The sequence below is a fragment of the Microbacterium sp. LWS13-1.2 genome (genome assembly GCF_040144835.1).
GTDB lineage: Bacteria > Actinomycetota > Actinomycetes > Actinomycetales > Microbacteriaceae > Microbacterium.
On record NZ_CP151632.1, the window covers coordinates 2,530,784 to 2,548,144 of the forward strand.

Genomic DNA, 17,361 nt, shown 5'->3' on the forward strand with positions numbered 1-17,361 from the left:
TGTGCCCCATGCCCGGCCCCACCGCCGCCTCGCCCGCACCGGCCGCGCCGCCGGGTCCGCAGCTGACCGTCCGACGCCTGGTGCTGCTGTCGATCCCCGCTCTCCTGATCGGCGTGCTGTCGGCGCTGTCGCTCTGGCTGCTGGAGCAGATCGCCGATCGGCTCGACGACGTGCTGTGGACGAACACGCCTCAGGCGCTGGGCATCGCCCCCGACGCACCGTGGTGGATCTTCACGGTGCTGACGGCGACCGGCATCGCGGTCGGCCTCGTCGTGTGGCTCGTTCCCGGCCATGCCGGCCCCGACTCCGCCACCACCGAACTCGCCGCGAAGCCGCTGCAGCTGTGGGTGCTGCCCGGCCTCGTCGTCGTCGTGATCCTCAGCCTCGCGGGCGGGGTGAGCCTCGGCCCCGAGAACCCGATCATCGCCGTCAACGTCTCGCTCGCGATCGCGCTCGTCGCGCGCATCGCCAAGGCGGTGCCGCCCGAGCTCACCGGCGCGCTCGCGATCTCGGCGACGATCGGCGCGCTCTTCGGCACCCCCGTCGCCGCAGCGCTCGTGTTCACCGGCATGGTCGGAGAGTTCAAGATGGGCGGGTCGCTCTGGGACAAGCTGTTCCTCCCGCTCGTCGCGGCCGGAGCCGGGTCCGTGACGACCTTCCTCCTCGGCGGCGGATTCGGCACGGCGACTCCCCTCGCCCCCTACGGGACGCCGCAGGCCTTCGATCTGCTCCTCGGCGCGATCGTCGCGTGCGCCGCCGCCGCTTTCGGGCTCGTGGGCATCTACCTCTTCCCGCTCGTGCATCGCGCGTTCCACGCGCTGCGGCATCCGATGCTCTACATCACGCTCGGCGGGGTGGTGCTGGGGCTGCTGGGGATGATCGGCGGACCGATCACGCTGTTCAAGGGCCTCGAGCAGAGCGGCGAGCTCCTCGCCGACCCCGATGCGTATCCGCCCGGTCAGCTGGCGGTGATCCTGCTCGTCAAGATGGCGGCGCTCGTGGTCGCGGCGTCCGCGGGTTTCCGCGGCGGCCGCATCTTCCCGGCCGTGTTCCTCGGGGTGGCGGCCGGCATGCTGGGCGGCGCGCTGCTGCCGGGCCTGTCGCTGTCGCTCGCCGTGGCGTGCGGAGTGCTCGGCCTCGTGCTGGCGATCGCCCGCGACGGCTGGGTGGCGCTGTTCGTGGCCGTCGCGATGGTCGGCGACATCACGGTGCTGCCGATGCTGTGCATCATCGTGCTGCCCACCTGGCTCGTCGTCACCTGGGCGCGCGAGATGCTCATCACCCCCGCCGACCTCGCGCGCGAGCGCCCGGAGGCCCCGCTCCCCTGGACCGGAGCCCGCTCAGCCGGCTGACGGCTCGCGGCTCGCGTCCTGCGCCAGGGCGGCCGCATTGCGGATGAACAGCACGATCCAGGTGAAGACCAGGATGCCGGCGACGAGCTCGACGGCCGTCAGCGTGTAGTAGCCGATGAAGAAGAACACCGCGAGCAGCAGCGTGACGGCGAGGAAGAGCCAGCCGAGTGCGACGAAGGCCCGCGGCATCGACGGGATCCACCGCGGCAGCGCGATGACGAGCACGCCGAACGCGACCACCATGCCCGATGCGACGCTGGTGTGGAGCGCGAAGAACCGGTCCACGGGGAACAAGCCGACCATGCCCAGGAACACGCCGACCACGATGAGCGAGACACGCACGCGGGCGATGCCGTGGGGGTTGGTGGTGGGGATGCCGCGCGTGGAGTACCGCGCGAGCGTGGTCACGAGGAAGCCCGCGACGATGATCGTGATGTTGAACGCGAACGCCGACACGTTGGACGACATGCCGAGAGCGCTGAGGTTGTCCTTCCACCAGTTGGGGTCGCTGGCGGTGAGCATGCTGGCGAGCACGCCGAAGACGAGGAACACCGCGAGGACGACCGCGAGCAGCTGCAGATCCATGTGGGTTGCGGAGTAGAACGCGAGATACGCCGTCATCGCCGAGGTGGCGCCGGCGAGGATGAGCACGGGCAGCGCGAACACCTCGGCACCGATGAACGCGTCTTCGAGGATCACGGCCAGCAGCGTCCAGCCGAGCAGGGCGATGACGGCGTGGGCGAAGGCCAGTGCCGCGACGTCGAGATAGTCGAGGGGCTTCAGGCGCCGGTGCGCGCCCTGCCGGTGGGCGAGGATCCGGCCGCCGATCACCGCGAGGAACGCCACGGCGCCCGACGCGATCGCCGCGAACTGCCCCACCGAGCCCGCGCCCGAGATCGGCGCCGCCTGGAAGCCGAACGCGACCATCGCCACGAGCGCCACGACGACGAACGAGACCGCGCCGACGCCGAGGGCGAGGGACTCGAGCGAGCGCTCGCTGACCCGGTCGAAGACGCGGGGCCGGTGCGGCCGCGACGGATCCGCCGGCTGCCCGTCGGGTGAGGGCAGATCGAGCGAGGTCTGAGTCATGACTGCCTCCGTGAGGATGTGATGCGGACGGTGTGGAGCGGTCGATCAGGGATGCATCAGCGGATCGCGCGCCGCCGAGGCCGGCGTAGCGGTGCGGTCGCCCGACAGCCACCGCAGCCACAGCGACCCCGGATCTCCCTCGAGCACGAGCGCCCGGACGAAGAGCGTGAGGGGGATGGACAGGATCGCGCCGAGCGGGCCGATCACGAATGTCCAGAAGATGACCGAGAAGAAGCTCAGCGTCAGGCTGAGGTCGACCGCGTCGCTGACGAACTTCGGCTGCACCAGCACCTGCAGCACGACGTTGACGACAGAGTAGATCGCGATCACGGCGAGCAGCATCGGCCATCCGCCGACCACGAAGGCCAGCACGGCGGGCGGGATCAGGCCGAGCACGAAGCCGATGTTCGGGACGAAGTTGGTCACGAAGGCGAGCACGGCCCACACGATCGGCGCCGGCACGCCGAGCGCCCAGAGCGCCAGGCCGTCGATGATCGCCACGACGGCGCCGAACGATGCGTTCACGACGTAATAGCGACGGATGCCGGTGTTCAGGCGTCGGATCCGGGCCAGCGCGGGGCGGCGACCGGTGCCGAACACGCGCTCGGCATCGCGATACCGCGCCGCGTCGGCCGCCATGAAGATGATGTAGGACACGACGAAGAAGAGGGCGGTCGCGATGCCGATCACCGTGCCGCCGACGCTGGAGACGAGCCGGACGATCGCGGAGGGATCCAGGACGGATGCCGCGGCATCCGTCGCCTCTCCGTCGAGTCCGACGGACTGCAGCCATGACACGAACCCGTCGGCGCTGCTGCGCAGCTGGTCCACGTAGTCGGCGACCAGCCGGGCGAATTGCACGCCGGCGACCCACAGCAGCAGTCCCATCACCACGAGCACGAGGTAGGCGACGAGGATGACGGCGGTGGTGCCGGTCCATCGCGGCCAGCCGCGGCGCTCGAGCGGCCGGCGGACAGGTTCGCAGATGACGACGAGCACGACCGCGAGCGCGAGCGGTCCGATGAGGCTGCGGGCGAAGTACACGCCCGCGAGGATCACGACCGTCGTCGCGAGGACGATGAGCACGCGCAGCCCCGGCGAGAGAGCGGGAGGCGGAGGGGCGGGCGCGGGGCGGGTCACGCGGTCAGGGTATCGCCACTTACGAGCGGTGCACCGCAGTGCCACACTGGGCGCATGTCAACCACCGCCGAGTCGCCGATCGGGCGCACATGGGCTCCTCTGCCGTCCTATGCCGACCACGTGGCGGAGGGTCGGACCGCACGTGAGCAGAACCCTCGCGAGGCGCTCGCCGAGCTGCCCACGAACGATCGCGATCCGATGGGCATCCTGGACGCCCAGGACGCGGACCGCGTCCCTGAGCTCGTTCCCCTGCGCACCGAGCGCATGGCGGCCAGCGCCTTCGCGTTCTACCGGGGAACCGCCGCCCTCATGGCCGCCGACCTCGCCCGCTCGCCGAGCAGCGGCGTGAGCGTCGGGTCGTGCGGCGACGCGCACGTCTCCAACTTCGGGCTGTACGCGTCACCGCAGCGGACCCTCGTCTTCGACCTCAACGACTTCGACGAGTCCGCGTGGGCGCCGTGGGAGTGGGACGTCAAGCGACTGGTCACCAGCATCGTCATCGCCGGGCAGTCGACCGGGCGCTCCGACTCGGTGGTCCGCGAGGCGTCGCTCGATGCGGTGCGCGTCTACGCGCGCTCGATCGGCGCGGGCGCCAAGCGCAGTCCCCTCAAGCGCTACTACGACCGCTTCGACGCCCTGGCCGCCGAGCGAGCCGTCGACGACGAGACGCGCGCCGCCATCGACTCCGCGATCAAGGAGGCCGAGAAGCGCACCGGCGCGCGGGCGGCGAAGAAGATGACGCAGCTCGACGCCGACGGGCGGATCGTCTTCGTCGAGGCGCCGCCGACGATGACCCACATCGACGCCGAGTCCGAGGAGCGCGTCCTCCGCGTCTTCGACCAGTACGTGCAGACGGCGAACATCGACATCCGAGCGCTCCTGCAGAAGTACCGTCTGTCGGACATCGCCCTGCGTGTGGTGGGAGTGGGCAGCGTCGGGACGAGGTGCTTCGTGATCGCCATGCAGGACGGCGACGACGGCGTCCTGCTGCTGCAGGGCAAGGAGGCGGGCAGGAGCGTGCTCATCGAGCACGGCAAGGCCGAGCAGCCGGAAGGCGTCTCGCGGTTCATCGACCAGTTCGGCGACGGCGGGCGCGTGGTCGGGATGCAGCGCATCCTCCAGGCGGTGTCGGACCCGTTCCTCGGTTATGTGGGCCGCACGACGTACGGGGCCCAGCGCGACTTCTACGTCCGCCAGTTCCGCGACAAGAAGGGCGGGTTCGACATGGACGCGCTCGATGACAAGGGGTTCCTCTGGTACGCCGACGCCTGCGCGGCGACGCTCGCCCGCGCACACGGCCAGTCCCCTGCCTCCGCCGCCGTGGCGGGGTATGCCGGAGGGGGTCGCGTCGCGGGCGAGGCGATCCTCGAATGGGCCTACGCCTACGCCGATCTCTCGCGCGCGGACTGGAAGCTGTTCCGGACGCACCGCGGCGTGGAGGCGGCCGCCTGAGCAGGCCTCACGGCGCCTGAGCAGGCCTCACGGCGCCTGAGTGCCTTCGATCCGCATGCGGAGGGAGGCGACGAGCATGTCGAGGCCGATCTCGAAGGCGGCGTCGCTGCGATCGGAGACCCCGGCCGCGCCCGCGATCAGCCGGCCGAGCGTCGCGGTGGGCACGTCCGGCCGCCAGATCTCGTCGGGCGACGCGAGGTCCATGCCGAACCCGATCGCATACGCATCGACGATGGCGACGATCGCGAGCACCTCGTCGTCGGCGACCCCTGCGGCGACGAGCGCCGTCGCGAGGCGGTCGTAGCCGGCGATCACATCGGGGTCGGTGATCGTCTTGCCGACGATGAGCGGCACGATGAGCGGATGCTCGGCATACAGGCGCCGGAGCGCCCGCACGGTGCCGATGACCACGGCATCCCACTCCCCCGTGATGGCCGCGGACAGATAGCGGCGCGACAGGCGACCGCGCATGAGCTCGACGATCGCGTCCCTGCCGTCCACGTGGTTGTAGAGCGATGACGGCGTCACGCCCAGCCGGCGTGCGAGGGCGTTCACGCCGAACGGCTCGCCCGAGTCGGCGAGGTCGATGGCGGCGTCGGCGATCAGCTCCACCGACAGCAGGTTCACTCTGGGTCTCGGCATCCGTCCTCCATGAGGCATAATAACGAACGGTATTCGTTTAGCGGACCGCGACGCGGTTCCGGGCACAGGGAGGTTCCCGCATGACCGCGACCGTCTACACCGGAGGGCGCATCTTCACCGCCGGCGCGCAGCCCTGGGCCGACGCCCTCGTCGTCGACGGCGACTCCGTGGTGTTCGCCGGCGATGCGGCGCGCGCGACGGCAGCAGCGGGACCGGATGCCGCCACCGTCGATCTGGGCGGCCGCCTGCTGGTCCCCGGCTTCACCGATGCGCACACCCACCTCGTCATGATGGGCGAGGCTCTCGGCCGGGTCGGGCTCACCGACGCGCGCACGCTGGGCGAGATCCAGGAGCGCCTTCGCGCCGCGCGCGAGGCCCGGCCCGACGCGGTGCGCGTGCTCGGACGCGGCTGGCTCTTCGACTCCGTGCCCGGCGGCATCCCCACCGCCGCCATGATCGACGCGGCGGTCGACGACGTGCCGGTGTACCTCGACGCCAACGACTACCACTCGTGCTGGGTCAACACGGCCGCCCTCGCGGAGCTGGGCATCACCGCGACACCCCCGATCCGCTCGGCGGCCGCATCGGGCGGGATGCCGGCGGCGAGCCCGACGGCATGCTCTACGAGACGGCGGCACAGGCGCACGCGTGGGCGTTCCTCGCCGAGCAGACCGACGACGGCGACCGCGACGCCGCCGTCGAGCGCACGCTCGCCGCGTATGCGGCGACCGGCGTGACCGGGGCGGTCGACATGGCGTTCGACGAGCTCGGCCTCGCCGCGTTCCAGCGCGCCGCCGAGCGGCGCGGCGGACGACTGCCGCTCCGGGTCGCCGCGCACTGGTTCATCGAGAACACCGGTGACGAGGCCGCGAACCTGGCGCAGGTCGCCCGGGCGGCCGGGCGAGTCGGAGACGGTGCGATCACCGTGGCTGCGGGTGGTCGGCATCAAGCTCGTGGTCGACGGCGTCATCGATGCCTGCACCGCCGCGATGCGGCATCCGTATTCCAACGGCTCCAACGCCGAGCCGATCTGGCCGCTCGCCGACGTGAAGCCCGTCGTCGCCGCAGCCGACGCCGCAGGACTGCAGGTGGCGCTGCACGCGATCGGCGACCTCGCGAGCGACATCGCCCTCGACGCGCTCGAGCACGCGGCGGAGGTCAACGAACCCCGGGCCCGCCGGCACCGCATCGAGCACCTCGAGTACGCCGCGCCCGGCACCGCCGAGCGGATGGCGCGGCTCGGCGTGACCGCGTCGATGCAGCCCGTGCATGCCGACCCCGCGATCTTCGACAACTGGGCCGCGATGCTCGGCGACGAACGCGTCGACCGCGCCTTCGCGTGGCCCGAGTACGTCGAGGCCGGCGCGCTGCTCGCATTCTCGACCGACGCGCCGACCGCTCCCCACGAGGCGCTGCCCAACATGTACATCGCGGCCACCCGCAAGTCGGCGCTCGACGGGTCGTTCGCGCCGCGGCATCCGCAGTACGCACTGCCCCTCGAGCAGGCCCTCGCCCACGCGACGAGGGATGCCGCGGCCTCCGTCGGCGACGGCGGGACGCGCGGGCGGCTCGAGGCGGGCCTCGCCGCCGACTTCGCGATCGTCGACGTCGACCCGTTCGCGGCGGGGCCGGAGTCGCTGCTCACGGCCCGCGTCGTGCGCACCGTCGTCGCGGGCGAGACGGTCTACGACGCCGACGCACTCTGACGGCGGCTTCGGGCGCCGCGGATCACGCGCTCGGCGACGCCGGCGGACTCCGACCGCCGCTTCGACAGGTCAACCGCATTTCCACAGGAGATCCGGTTGCCGAACGTCCTGTACAAGCCCGGTTGACCTGTTGCAGAGACCACGCGGAGCGCGGTCCGGATCCCGGGATCAGGGGGCGGGAGACGCCGGCGGATGCTGGGCGAGCCACCCGTTCGCGACGCGCTTGGGCACCTTCAGCAGCCAGGCGTCGGTGACGACCTCGCGCAGCTGGGCCAGGTCGATGCCGTCGAGGCGTACGAGGACGGCGGGATACCCGTCGAAATGGGGGATGGTGAAGAACGCGTCGGGATAGGTCTCGAGCAGCGCCTGCTTCACCTGCTGCCCGTCGGTCCGCACGCCGACGACGTCGCCTGGCGGCCATTCGCGCCCGAGCGCCGCCAGCTGCTCGAGGTCGCGGCCGCTCGGCCCGCGCTGCCAGACGAACGCTCCGGCAGGGGTACGCCAGGAGGCCCCGCCGCGGTGACCGTCGACGCGCTCGACCACCTCGGGAAACCCGAGCGCGATGGCGCGCACGTCGTCGAGAGTCGCCATGAGCACCATCATGCGCCCGAAATCCACGCGACACGAAACGTTTCTGTCTCCGTCTCCCGCCGTGTGATGTACTGAAACAGCCGACCAGGGGAAGACACTTGATGGGACGTACGGAGCGGCCGCGCCTGCGGCGCTGGATCGCAGGGGTCGCAGCGACCCTGCTCGCCACGACGGGTGCCGTCACCGCAGGCATCGCCCAGCCCGCGCCGGCACACGCGGCCTACCCCGAGACCGTCAATCCGTTCGCCATCGCGGGCGGCTTCACGGTGTACGCCCGGGAGGACGCACTCCTGCAGAACCAGGAGACCGAAGGGAGCATCGCCGTCGGTGGCACAGCGACCGTCGCACCGGCCGCCGCGAGCCAGTACGCGATCATCCACGTCTCCGCCGGCACCGGCGACTACGACCTGCCCAGGGTCGACGGCGACCCGACGCGCTTCCTCGTCGGCGAGTACAGCACGGCGAGCACCGGCATCCTGGCGATCACCAGCGCGGGCACCAGCGATCCGGCGCTGTGGGGCGACCTCAAGATGGTGGACCGGGACGGCGGGTGGCAGGCGTTCGCCCGCGCTGACTGGCTGCGCCTGAACCAGAACCCGGCGAACCCGGATCAGACGCCGCTCATCGACTCGACCCATCAGCAGTACCCGGAGGATGCCGCACCCCCGAGCGGTGCAGCGGGCAACAACAGCATCTTCACCGCGAACACCTCCGCCACGGCCGTTGCCGACTACGTCGAGGCCAACCGCGATGCGTCGTGGGAGGAGGCGAGCAGCTGCCTCGACGACATCGCCGACCCCATCGCGGGCGTCGGCTATCCGGTCGCGGTGGCCGAGGACGCCGGCAGCCGCGTCGTGCTCGCGCCCCTGAGCGCCGATCAGCCGAACATCGTCGACTACGCCGACATCGCCGGCGCGGCGCTGATCCAGTTCTCCCCCGGCCCGACACCGGGCGTCTCGAATCCCCTGGTGATCCGCGTTCCCGCCGGCACCACCGACGTGGTCGGTGCGCGCGCCGACCCTCAGGGCGCCTTCTCGCCGTACATGCTGTGGGACCTCTCCCAGCTCACCGGAGATGTCACGGTGACGGCGGCCGAGGCGAGGATCGACGGCTCGATCTACGCCCCCGAAGCGTCGGTCACCGTCGACGCGGCGCCTCTGGACGGGCAGGTGATCGGCCGGAACGTGACGCTGCAGGGCGGCGAGACGCACTCCTTCCTCTTCTCGAGCGAGATCTCGTGCAGCGCCGACAGCGGCACCTTCGCCGTCCGCAAGGAGCTGTCGGGCATCGCACCCGACGATCTGCCCGCGGGCACCACGTTCACCGTGAACTACATCGCCGCGGAGCCGGATGGCACCGTCGCGACGGGGACGCTCGAGGTGCCGGCCGATGGCACTCCCGTCGTCGCCGACGGCCAGTTCCCGATCGGCACCGCCGTCGAGTTCGAGGAGATCGCGCCGGAGTCCGTGCCCGGATGGCTCTGGGGCGATCCGACGATCGACCCGAATCCGCTCACCATCGGCGCCGGCACGGCGCAGGTGGTGGTCACGAACACCGCGACCGCGCAGACGGGCACGTTCAGCATCGCGAAATCGATCGAGGACGTGTCAGGCGGTCAGCCGGGTGAGCCGTCCCAACCCACCGTCGCCGTGGCGTGGACCGCGACCTTCGGCGGCGAGCAGATCGGCTCAGGCACGCTGGATGTGCCGTTCGACGGCACTGTCGTCGACGTCGGTCAGGACTTCCCGGTCGGCACCGTCATCGTGCTCACCGAGGAGCTCGACGGCATCGAGCCTCCGGTCGGCTACGAGTGGGCGGGCGCGCACTGGACTCCCGGACGCACGTTCGTCATCGGCGAGACCGGCACAGTCGCCGTCGAACTGGTCAACGCCGTCACGCCCGCCGAGACCGAGCGCACCATCACCATCGTGAAATCGGCCGTCGGAGATGCCGCTGACCCCGCCTACGAGTTCGCCGTCAGCTACAACACCGACCCGCCGGGCACCCGCACGACGCGAGTGCTCCCCGTCGGCGATCCCGAGCTGCTCGACGATGTCGAGGCCGGTGCCGAGGCGCTGCAGCTGGCGGAGCTGATACCGACGGTGAACGGCACGCCCGTCGATCCGGACGACTGGTTCACGCCCGTCATCCGCGTCACGGTCGACGGTGTCGTGACCGAGTACCGTCCCGGGAACTTCGAGGGAGCCGGTCCGCTCGAGACCGCGATCGTCTCGATCCCGCTGCCGGAATCGGGCGACATCGCGATCGAGGTCGTGAACGCGCTGCGCGAGGGCACCTTCGACGTGGCGAAGGCGTTCACAGGCATTCCCCCCGAGAGCGTGCCCTCCGGCCTCGAGGTCACGGTGACCTGGACGGCGACACTGCCCACGGGCGCCGTCGAGACCGGCACCATGCGCGTCTCCGGCGACGGCACACCGGTGAGTCCGGTCGATGACCGCGGCGCGCCGCTCACCTTCCCCTTCGGCACGGTGGTGACCTTCGAGGAGCAGGCCGCACCGGCCGTCCGCGGCGTGACGTGGGGACCCGCGACGTTCGACCCCGACGAGCTCGTGATCGGCGCCGACGGCGAGCTCGTCGTGAGCACGACGCTCACCAACGACGCCACGCTGATCACCGGCACGTTCCAAGTGGTCAAGGACCTCGTCGGGATCGATCCGGACGAGCTGCTCGTCGACTCCTTCACTGTCGCCTACATCGCGCACATCCCCGGGCAGGACCCGGTGACAGGCACCTTCTCGCTCCCCGCCGACGGCACGCCGGCCGGCCCCGTCGACGAGACGGGCGCGCCGCTCGAGTTCCCGATCGGCACCGCCGTGGACCTCGCCGAGACCGAGGTCGAGACATCCGCTCTGCCGCCTGGGTTCGAGTGGGGCGAGACGATCTGGAGCCCGTCGAGCCACGTCGTGGTCGAGTTCGACACGACCCCTGTGCTCGAGGTCACCAACACCGCGGTCGAGCTGACGCGCTGGGCAGTGACGAAGGTGGTGGACGGGGATGCCGCATCCGCCCTGCCTGCCGGGACGACGTTCCCCGTCGACTGGTGGTGGGACGGCGTGGCCCAGCCGCGCGTGGAGCTCACCCCGAACGTCCCGGTGCATTCGCCGTACTTCCCGGTCGGAACCATCCTCGAGGTGCAGGAGGGCGAGCTGCCCTCCGTGCCGGGCGTCGACTGGGGCGCTCCGGTGTGGACCGTCGACGGAGAGACTCTGACACCCGAGGCGAACGGGCGAACGCTGCTGCCCATGTCGGTCGCCCGCGATACCGACGTGGCCGAGCTCACGCTGACGAACACGGCGGCGACCCGGCCGCTTCCGGCGACCGGTGGCGGCGCGATCTCGCCGCTGGTCCCGATCGGCTCGGTCGCGCTGATCGCCCTCGGGGCACTGCTCGCGACACGACGGACGCAGCGCGTGCGGCGCGGCTGATGTCAGGCGCTCCACCGTCGCGAGGGCGGGGTCGGCCACGCGTGCCCGCCCTCGCCGCGGATCAGCGCGCATGCGCCGTTGCCCACGAACGCAGACCGCCTATTCGCTGGAGTGGAACACCCCGATGCGATCGCCGTCGCGGACGAACTGCAGTGCGCTGCCGTCGGGGAAGCGCGCACGCAGCTCTTCGGGGCTGTTGCTGTCGATCGCGAACTGCACGGTGGCGGGGAAGACGCCCACCCGACAGCCGGAGTAGATCGGTCCGTTCATCGACCAGGAGTTCGTGTCGGCGTCGTCGGCGGGCAGCTGGTCCGTCGCGACGATCGTGAAGCAGTCGGTTCCGTTTCCGGCGGAGCTGAAGCCGCCGGCGGCCTCGAAGAGAGTGAGTCCGTAGTACTCGTAGGCGGCCGAGCTCAGCCCGGCGCCGAACCAGCCCGCGGGCACGTCCACCAGCGTGTCGGGCTCGAGGGTGGCGATCTGCTCGGCACCGCTGGAGACCGAGACGGGAGCCATCGATGTGATCGCATAGGTGACTCCGGCTGCGACCGTGGCGGCCACAACCACCGACAGCACCCACAGCAGTCGCGTGCGCAGGCGCAGGCCGCCCTTCGGTGGCGCGGGATCGGCGCTGGTGGACGTCGAGTCCGCCTCTGCCACGAGGTGCTCGCCTGACGGCGACGCTCCGTGGCCTTCGACGTGTCGCGGCGGCGGCGTCGGCTGCGGCGCGGGAACCCGGGGGGACGCAGGCTCGGCCCGCGCCGCCGGTTCGGCTCTCGCCGCTGCCGACTCGTCCTCGGCCGGCGCGGCAGGCGTGTGGACCAGTGCGGGCGCGTCGGACGCCGCCCCCGGCCGCTGGCGAGCCTCGAGTTCGTGCAGTCGTCTCAGCGCGGCCGGGTCCTGGTCGATATCCGCCGAGGGACCGTACGCGCGGGCCCGGAGTGCGCGCAGCTCGTCGAGGGTGGCAGTGTCCATCCCTTGCATCGTGCCACCATCCGGCCGGCGCCTGTGAGGAGGAGCGGCGAACCTGGGGAGAGTGCAGAGAGGAGGGCAGCGTCAGTCGACGCGCTTCGGCCGGTACGTCCGGCCGAAGCTGCGCTCTGCGCCCTCGTAGATCTCGACCAGCTCCCAGTCATAGCGGCGCCCGCCGGGGACATCGAAGATGCGGGTGCCGTCGCCGAGGAACACCGGCGCGACGAAGACCTGCAGCTCGTCGATGAGGTCGTGCTCGAGGGCCTGGCGGGCGATGTCTGCGCTGATGATCTGCACGTCCTTGTCGCCTGCTATCTCCTGCGCCCGGCGGATCGCCTCGACGACGGTGCAGTTCACCGCGACGATGGAGGCGTCGACCGCGATCTCGTGAGGACGATGCGTCAGGATGAACTCCGTTCCCGACCAGGCGCCGCCGTAGCTATCGACCACGCTGGCTCTCGCGTGGGTCGCCACCGGCCAGCAGGCCGGCTACATCACCGGGGGCGATCTGCGCGGCAGCGTCCACTGGACGGCCGGGATCGCGCTGTGCCGTGCGGCGGGCGCGGTGGTCACCAACCTCGCCGGCGACGAGCTGCACACCGGCGACCACGGCCTGGTGGCTGCCGCAGATGCCGAGACGCACGCCTTCCTGCTCGACCGACTTCACACCGCGGACGGCGAGGCGGCGTAGCGCGTCAGTCGCCTGCGGACTGCTCGCGGTCCTCGGCGGCCGGCGCGATCGGCGTGCGGGGTCGCCACACGACGACCTCCGTCGCCCGCCGTGCGCGAGTGCCGTGCCGCAGCGTCACGACGTTGCCGGTCGAGCCGGCGGCGAAGACCCGGGCACCGGGACGCTTCTCGAGCTCGGCGCGCATGCGGTCCTCGAGGTCGCGCACGCGACCGTGCAGCTCCTGCACACGGTTCTCGAGCTCCAGGATCCGCACGATGGCGGGCAGTCCGATGCCGTCCGCCGACATGCGGGCGACTTCGCGCAGCTGCTCGACGTGCCGGAGCGAGTACCGCCGTGAACCGCCCTGGGTGCGGGCGGGCACGACGAGGCCCAGCCGGTCGTACTGGCGGAGGGTCTGCGGGTGCATGCCCGACAGCTCGGCGGCGACGGCGATCGCAAAGATGGGGGCATCCTCGTCGATGTCGTGCGGTTCAGCCATGCCCCTCACCTCCTTCTCACACACCCGGTCGTTGAGCGAGCGACGAACGTGGCCGCTCAACGACCGACTTCACCATGATTTCAGCCCTGCGCCTTCGCCATGAGGTCGGCGCGCGGGTTCTCCTTGGGCTCGAGGCTCTGGAAGCGCTCGAGCGCCTCGCGGGCGGCGTCGTCGAGGTGCGAGGGCACCGCGACCTGCACCTCGGCGAGGAGATCGCCGGTGCCCTTGGCGGTCTCGACGCCCCTCCCCTTGACGCGCAGCACGCGGCCGGACGGCGTGCCCGGCGCGACGCGCAGCCGCACCGGGTCGCCTCCGAGCGTGGGCACCTCGATGGTGGCGCCGAGCGCCGCCTCGGTGAACGTGACCGGCACGGTGACGCGCAGGTTGAGCCCGTCGCGGGTGAACACCGGATGCGGGCGCACCGCGACCTGCACGACGATGTCGCCGTTCTCTCCGCCGTCGGGCGACGGGCGGCCGCGACCGCGCAGACGGATCTTCTGCCCGTCCGACACCCCGGCGGGGATCTTCACCTTGAACGGCTTGCCGTCCTCACCCTGCAGCGAGATGGTCTCGCCCTTGGTCGCCGTGACGAAGTCGATCGTCGTGCGTGCCGTGACGTCAGCCCCGCGAGTCGGGCCGCCGTAGCCGCGGAAACCGCCGGTCGACTGCCCGAACCGGCCCGTGCCGAAGCCCGCACCCTGCTGCTGGTTGAACATCGCGAAGATGTCGTCGAAGTCCTCGGCGTTCTGGTACCGCGCGCCGCGGCCCTGATTGAACATCGAGAAGACGTCTTCGAAGCCGCCTGCTCCGCCCTGGCCGCCCGCGGTGAAGCGGGCACCCGAGCCCATCGCGCGGATCTGGTCGTACTCCTTGCGCTGCTCCGCATCGGAGAGCACCGAGTACGCCTCGCTGACCTCCTTGAACTTCGCTTCGGCGGCAGCGTCACCCTGATTGGAGTCGGGGTGGTACTTCCGCGCGAGCTTGCGGTACGTCTTCTTGAGGTCAGCCTCGCTGACGTCCTTCGAGACGCCGAGCACCGAGTAGAAGTCCTTGTCGAACCAGTCCTGACTGGCCATCGTGCTCCTTCGGGCTAGTCGGCAGGAACCGCGACGACGACCTTCGCCGGACGCAGCTCCACCGAGCCGAGGCGGTAGCCGATCTCGACGACCTCGAGGATCGTGGTCTCGGTCGCGCCGGGCGTCGGCACCTGGAAGATCGCCTCGTGGTGCTGCGGATCGAAGACCTCTCCGGCTGCGCCGTAGGTGGTCAGCCCCATGCGCTCGGCGACGCCGCGCAGCTTCACGGCGATCGCGGCGAACGGCGAGCCCTCTTCGAGGTCCCCGTGCTTCTCAGCGCGGTCGAGGTCGTCGAGCACCGGCAGCAGGCCCTTCGCGACCGCGCCCTGGGCGCGCTCGATCTCGACCTCGCGCTGCTCCTCGGTGCGACGGCGATAGTTGGCATACTCCGCCTGCAGCCGCTTGAGGTCGTTCAGCAGCGCCGACTCGAGGTCGGCCAGCACGGCGTCCTCGGCCGCGGCGTCGGCGTTCTGCGCCGAGCCGAGGATGTCGTCCACCGTCAGCTCGTCGCCCTCGTCCGGCTCTTCTCCGTCCTGCGGGACGGGGCCGGAGGCCTGTGCCTCCGACCCCTCCTCGTCAGGACGGACCTCTTCCTCGTCGCCGGCTCCCGAGCCGGGCGTGGGGTCGTGGTCCTTGTCGGCCATGGTTACTTCGACTCCCCTGAGCTTGCCGAAGAGTTCTCTTCGTCTTCGTCGATGACCTCGGCGTCGACGACATCCTCGTCGGAGTTCGTCGCACCCTGGGCGTCACCGGCCTCAGGACCTGCCGCGCCATCCGGGGCCGACTGAGCGGCCTGGCCGGAGGCGTAGATCGCCTCGCCGAGCTTGCCCTGGCTCTGGTTGAGCTTGTCGAACGCGGTCTTCACAGCCTCGTCGTCCTCGCCCGCGAGCGCGGTCTTGAGCGCGTCGACGTCGCCCTGGACCTCGGTCTTGACGTCTTCGGGAAGCTTGTCGTCGTTCTCCTTGATGAGCTTCTCGATCGAGTACGACAGGGTCTCGGCCTGGTTGCGCACCTCGGCGGCCTCGCGGCGCTTCTTGTCTTCGGCGGCGTGCTCCTCGGCCTCGCGCACCATGCGCTCGATGTCGTCCTTCGGCAGCGACGAGCCACCGGTGATCGTCATCGACTGCTCCTTTCCGGTGCCCTTGTCCTTCGCCGAGACGTGGACGATGCCGTTCGCGTCGATGTCGAAGGTGACCTCGACCTGCGGGATGCCGCGCGGAGCCGGCGCGATGCCGGTCAGCTCGAACGTGCCCAGCGGCTTGTTGTCGCGGGTGAACTCGCGCTCGCCCTGGAAGACCTGGATGGCGACCGACGGCTGGTTGTCATCGGCGGTCGTGAAGGTCTCGCTGCGCTTGGTCGGGATGGCGGTGTTGCGCTCGATGAGCTTCGTCATGATGCCGCCCTTGGTCTCGATGCCGAGGCTCAGGGGGGTGACGTCGATCAGGAGGACGTCCTTGCGCTCGCCCTTGAGGACGCCGGCCTGCAGGGCAGCGCCCACGGCGACGACCTCGTCCGGGTTGACGCCCTTGTTGGGCTCCTTGCCGGCCTCGCGCTGGACGAGCTCCGACACCGCGGGCATGCGGGTCGAGCCGCCGACGAGCACGACGTGGTCGATGTCGGCGACCTTGATGCCGGCCTCGCGGATCACGTCTTCGAACGGCTTCTTGGTGCGGTCGAGCAGGTCCTTGGTGAGGTCCTCGAACTTGGCACGCGTGATCGTCTCGCTCAGCGACACGGGGCCCGAGTCGGTCAGCGACAGGTACGGCAGGTTGACGCTCGTCGAGGTCGACGACGAGAGTTCCTTCTTCGCCTGCTCGGCGGCCTCCTTGAGGCGCTGCAGCGCGATCTTGTCGCCCGAGACGTCGACACCGGTCGTGTCCTTGAACTGCTTGATGAAGTAGTCGACGAGGCGCTGGTCCCAGTCGTCGCCGCCGAGGCGGTTGTCACCGGCCGTCGAGCGCACCTGGATCGTCGAGAAGTCGTCGTCCTTGCCCACCTCGAGCAGCGAGACGTCGAACGTGCCGCCACCCAGGTCGAAGACGAGGATGAGCTCGTCCTCCTTGCCCTTGTCCAGGCCGTACGCGAGCGCCGCCGCGGTGGGCTCGTTGATGATGCGCAGGACGTTGAGGCCCGCGATCTCGCCGGCCTCCTTGGTGGCCTGGCGCTCGGCGTCGTTGAAGTAGGCGGGGACCGTGATGACGGCATCCGTCACCGTGTCGCCGAGGTACTGCTCGGCGTCGCGCTTGAGCTTCTGGAGGATGCGCGCGGAGATCTCCTGCGGCGTCCACTTCTTGCCGTCGACCTCGAACGTCCAGTCGGTGCCCATGTGGCGCTTGACCGACGAGACGGTGCGGTCGACGTTGGTGACGGCCTGGCGCTTGGCGGTCTCGCCGACGAGCACCTCGCCGTCCTTGGTGAATGCGACGACCGACGGGGTCGTGCGGAAGCCCTCGGCGTTCGCGATGACCTTGGGCTCGCCGCCCTCGAGGACGCTCACGACCGAGTTGGTCGTACCGAGGTCGATTCCAACAGCACGTGCCATGTGTATCTCTCCTTCATATGGACGCAGAACGGATGCCGGCGCCCGGGGTCGATGGGAAGTCTGCTCGCGTCCCCACCCCAGTCGTCGAGGTTGAGTCGCGATGGCTCAACCATACGCCCGGGGTGCGGCATCCGTCAAATCAAAGTTGATACGACGCGGCTCAAGTTGGCGTGCGGCGCGTTCAGTG

16 protein-coding genes are annotated in these 17,361 nt (G+C 70.6%); 6 read left to right on the plus strand and 10 right to left on the minus strand.

What is annotated here, in order from left to right:
- The first annotated feature begins 8 nt into the window (after positions 1-8).
- Entirely contained in the window at positions 9-1,352 is a 1,344-nt protein-coding gene (locus MRBLWS13_RS11905) for an ion channel protein (RefSeq protein WP_349425587.1), read from the plus strand.
- On the opposite strand, the gene MRBLWS13_RS11910 is transcribed toward MRBLWS13_RS11905, so the two are convergent.
- Both MRBLWS13_RS11910 and MRBLWS13_RS11915 read right to left on the minus strand, forming a co-directional pair.
- Positions 1,341-2,441 (minus strand): DUF998 domain-containing protein, encoded by a 1,101-nt coding sequence (locus MRBLWS13_RS11910; RefSeq protein ID WP_349425588.1) that lies wholly within the window; start codon positions 2,439-2,441, stop codon positions 1,341-1,343. The genes MRBLWS13_RS11905 and MRBLWS13_RS11910 overlap by 12 nt on opposite strands.
- 45 nt (positions 2,442-2,486) lie before the next feature.
- On the minus strand, positions 2,487-3,581 hold the full coding sequence (locus tag MRBLWS13_RS11915; protein WP_349425589.1) for an AI-2E family transporter: 1,095 nt from the start codon (positions 3,579-3,581) through the stop codon (positions 2,487-2,489).
- Positions 3,582-3,635: 54 nt separating this feature from the next.
- Between MRBLWS13_RS11915 and MRBLWS13_RS11920 the strand changes: the two genes are divergently transcribed.
- The gene (locus MRBLWS13_RS11920; RefSeq protein WP_349425590.1) at positions 3,636-5,033 is read left to right on the plus strand and encodes a DUF2252 domain-containing protein; all 1,398 of its coding nucleotides are present in this window, start codon (positions 3,636-3,638) and stop codon (positions 5,031-5,033) included.
- A 27-nt stretch (positions 5,034-5,060) separates the two neighbouring features.
- On the opposite strand, the gene MRBLWS13_RS11925 is transcribed toward MRBLWS13_RS11920, so the two are convergent.
- Entirely contained in the window at positions 5,061-5,675 is a 615-nt protein-coding gene (locus MRBLWS13_RS11925) for a TetR/AcrR family transcriptional regulator C-terminal domain-containing protein (protein WP_349425591.1), read from the minus strand.
- Between the two features lie 80 nt (positions 5,676-5,755).
- Between MRBLWS13_RS11925 and MRBLWS13_RS11930 the strand changes: the two genes are divergently transcribed.
- Both MRBLWS13_RS11930 and MRBLWS13_RS11935 read left to right on the plus strand, forming a co-directional pair.
- Entirely contained in the window at positions 5,756-6,412 is a 657-nt protein-coding gene (locus tag MRBLWS13_RS11930; protein WP_349425592.1) for an amidohydrolase family protein, read from the plus strand.
- 177 nt (positions 6,413-6,589) lie between these two features.
- Positions 6,590-7,381: an amidohydrolase family protein gene (locus tag MRBLWS13_RS11935; protein ID WP_349425593.1), complete on the plus strand. Its 792-nt coding sequence runs from the start codon at positions 6,590-6,592 to the stop codon at positions 7,379-7,381.
- A gap of 168 nt (positions 7,382-7,549) precedes the next feature.
- On the opposite strand, the gene MRBLWS13_RS11940 is transcribed toward MRBLWS13_RS11935, so the two are convergent.
- Positions 7,550-7,972, minus strand: a complete 423-nt coding sequence (locus MRBLWS13_RS11940; protein WP_349425594.1) for a hypothetical protein — start codon at positions 7,970-7,972, stop codon at positions 7,550-7,552.
- 101 nt (positions 7,973-8,073) lie between these two features.
- Between MRBLWS13_RS11940 and MRBLWS13_RS11945 the strand changes: the two genes are divergently transcribed.
- Positions 8,074-11,418 carry a DUF5979 domain-containing protein gene (locus tag MRBLWS13_RS11945; RefSeq protein WP_349425595.1) on the plus strand — a complete coding sequence of 1,115 codons (3,345 nt, stop codon included), beginning with the start codon at positions 8,074-8,076 and terminating at the stop codon, positions 11,416-11,418.
- Between the two features lie 99 nt (positions 11,419-11,517).
- Here MRBLWS13_RS11945 and MRBLWS13_RS11950 read toward each other — a convergent pair whose 3' ends face one another.
- On the minus strand, positions 11,518-12,390 hold the full coding sequence (locus MRBLWS13_RS11950) for a hypothetical protein (RefSeq protein WP_349425596.1): 873 nt from the start codon (positions 12,388-12,390) through the stop codon (positions 11,518-11,520).
- An 81-nt stretch (positions 12,391-12,471) separates the two neighbouring features.
- Positions 12,472-12,837, minus strand: coding sequence for a dihydrofolate reductase family protein (locus MRBLWS13_RS11955; protein WP_349425597.1), 366 nt, complete (start codon positions 12,835-12,837; stop codon positions 12,472-12,474).
- Positions 12,838-12,880: 43 nt separating this feature from the next.
- Between MRBLWS13_RS11955 and MRBLWS13_RS11960 the strand changes: the two genes are divergently transcribed.
- Positions 12,881-13,078 (plus strand): hypothetical protein, encoded by a 198-nt coding sequence (locus MRBLWS13_RS11960; protein ID WP_349429046.1) that lies wholly within the window; start codon positions 12,881-12,883, stop codon positions 13,076-13,078.
- Positions 13,079-13,082: 4 nt separating this feature from the next.
- Here MRBLWS13_RS11960 and MRBLWS13_RS11965 read toward each other — a convergent pair whose 3' ends face one another.
- The 4 genes from MRBLWS13_RS11965 to dnaK all read right to left on the minus strand — a co-directional run bounded on the left by MRBLWS13_RS11965 (position 13,083) and on the right by dnaK (position 17,174).
- Entirely contained in the window at positions 13,083-13,556 is a 474-nt protein-coding gene (locus tag MRBLWS13_RS11965) for a MerR family transcriptional regulator (protein WP_349425598.1), read from the minus strand.
- Between the two features lie 80 nt (positions 13,557-13,636).
- Positions 13,637-14,632, minus strand: a complete 996-nt coding sequence (locus MRBLWS13_RS11970) for a DnaJ C-terminal domain-containing protein (RefSeq protein WP_349425599.1) — start codon at positions 14,630-14,632, stop codon at positions 13,637-13,639.
- Positions 14,633-14,646: 14 nt separating this feature from the next.
- Positions 14,647-15,276 carry a nucleotide exchange factor GrpE gene (locus MRBLWS13_RS11975; RefSeq protein ID WP_349425600.1) on the minus strand — a complete coding sequence of 210 codons (630 nt, stop codon included), beginning with the start codon at positions 15,274-15,276 and terminating at the stop codon, positions 14,647-14,649.
- 2 nt (positions 15,277-15,278) lie between these two features.
- Entirely contained in the window at positions 15,279-17,174 is a 1,896-nt protein-coding gene (gene dnaK, locus MRBLWS13_RS11980) for a molecular chaperone DnaK (RefSeq protein WP_349425601.1), read from the minus strand.
- Between the last annotated feature and the right edge of the window lie 187 nt (positions 17,175-17,361).

Excerpts from the sequence above, each read along its gene's own strand:
- MRBLWS13_RS11905 (WP_349425587.1), top strand. The coding sequence starts at position 9 with ATGCCCGGCCCCACCGCCGCCTCGCCCGCACCGGCCGCGCCGCCGGGT.
- MRBLWS13_RS11910 (WP_349425588.1), bottom strand. The coding sequence starts at position 2,441 with ATGACTCAGACCTCGCTCGATCTGCCCTCACCCGACGGGCAGCCGGCG.
- MRBLWS13_RS11920 (WP_349425590.1), top strand. The coding sequence starts at position 3,636 with ATGTCAACCACCGCCGAGTCGCCGATCGGGCGCACATGGGCTCCTCTG.
- MRBLWS13_RS11925 (WP_349425591.1), bottom strand. The coding sequence starts at position 5,675 with ATGCCGAGACCCAGAGTGAACCTGCTGTCGGTGGAGCTGATCGCCGAC.
- MRBLWS13_RS11930 (WP_349425592.1), top strand. The coding sequence starts at position 5,756 with ATGACCGCGACCGTCTACACCGGAGGGCGCATCTTCACCGCCGGCGCG.
- MRBLWS13_RS11940 (WP_349425594.1), bottom strand. The coding sequence starts at position 7,972 with ATGGCGACTCTCGACGACGTGCGCGCCATCGCGCTCGGGTTTCCCGAG.
- MRBLWS13_RS11945 (WP_349425595.1), top strand. The coding sequence starts at position 8,074 with ATGGGACGTACGGAGCGGCCGCGCCTGCGGCGCTGGATCGCAGGGGTC.
- MRBLWS13_RS11950 (WP_349425596.1), bottom strand. The coding sequence starts at position 12,390 with ATGGACACTGCCACCCTCGACGAGCTGCGCGCACTCCGGGCCCGCGCG.
- MRBLWS13_RS11965 (WP_349425598.1), bottom strand. The coding sequence starts at position 13,556 with ATGGCTGAACCGCACGACATCGACGAGGATGCCCCCATCTTTGCGATC.
- MRBLWS13_RS11970 (WP_349425599.1), bottom strand. The coding sequence starts at position 14,632 with ATGGCCAGTCAGGACTGGTTCGACAAGGACTTCTACTCGGTGCTCGGC.
- MRBLWS13_RS11975 (WP_349425600.1), bottom strand. The coding sequence starts at position 15,276 with ATGGCCGACAAGGACCACGACCCCACGCCCGGCTCGGGAGCCGGCGAC.
- dnaK (WP_349425601.1), bottom strand. The coding sequence starts at position 17,174 with ATGGCACGTGCTGTTGGAATCGACCTCGGTACGACCAACTCGGTCGTG.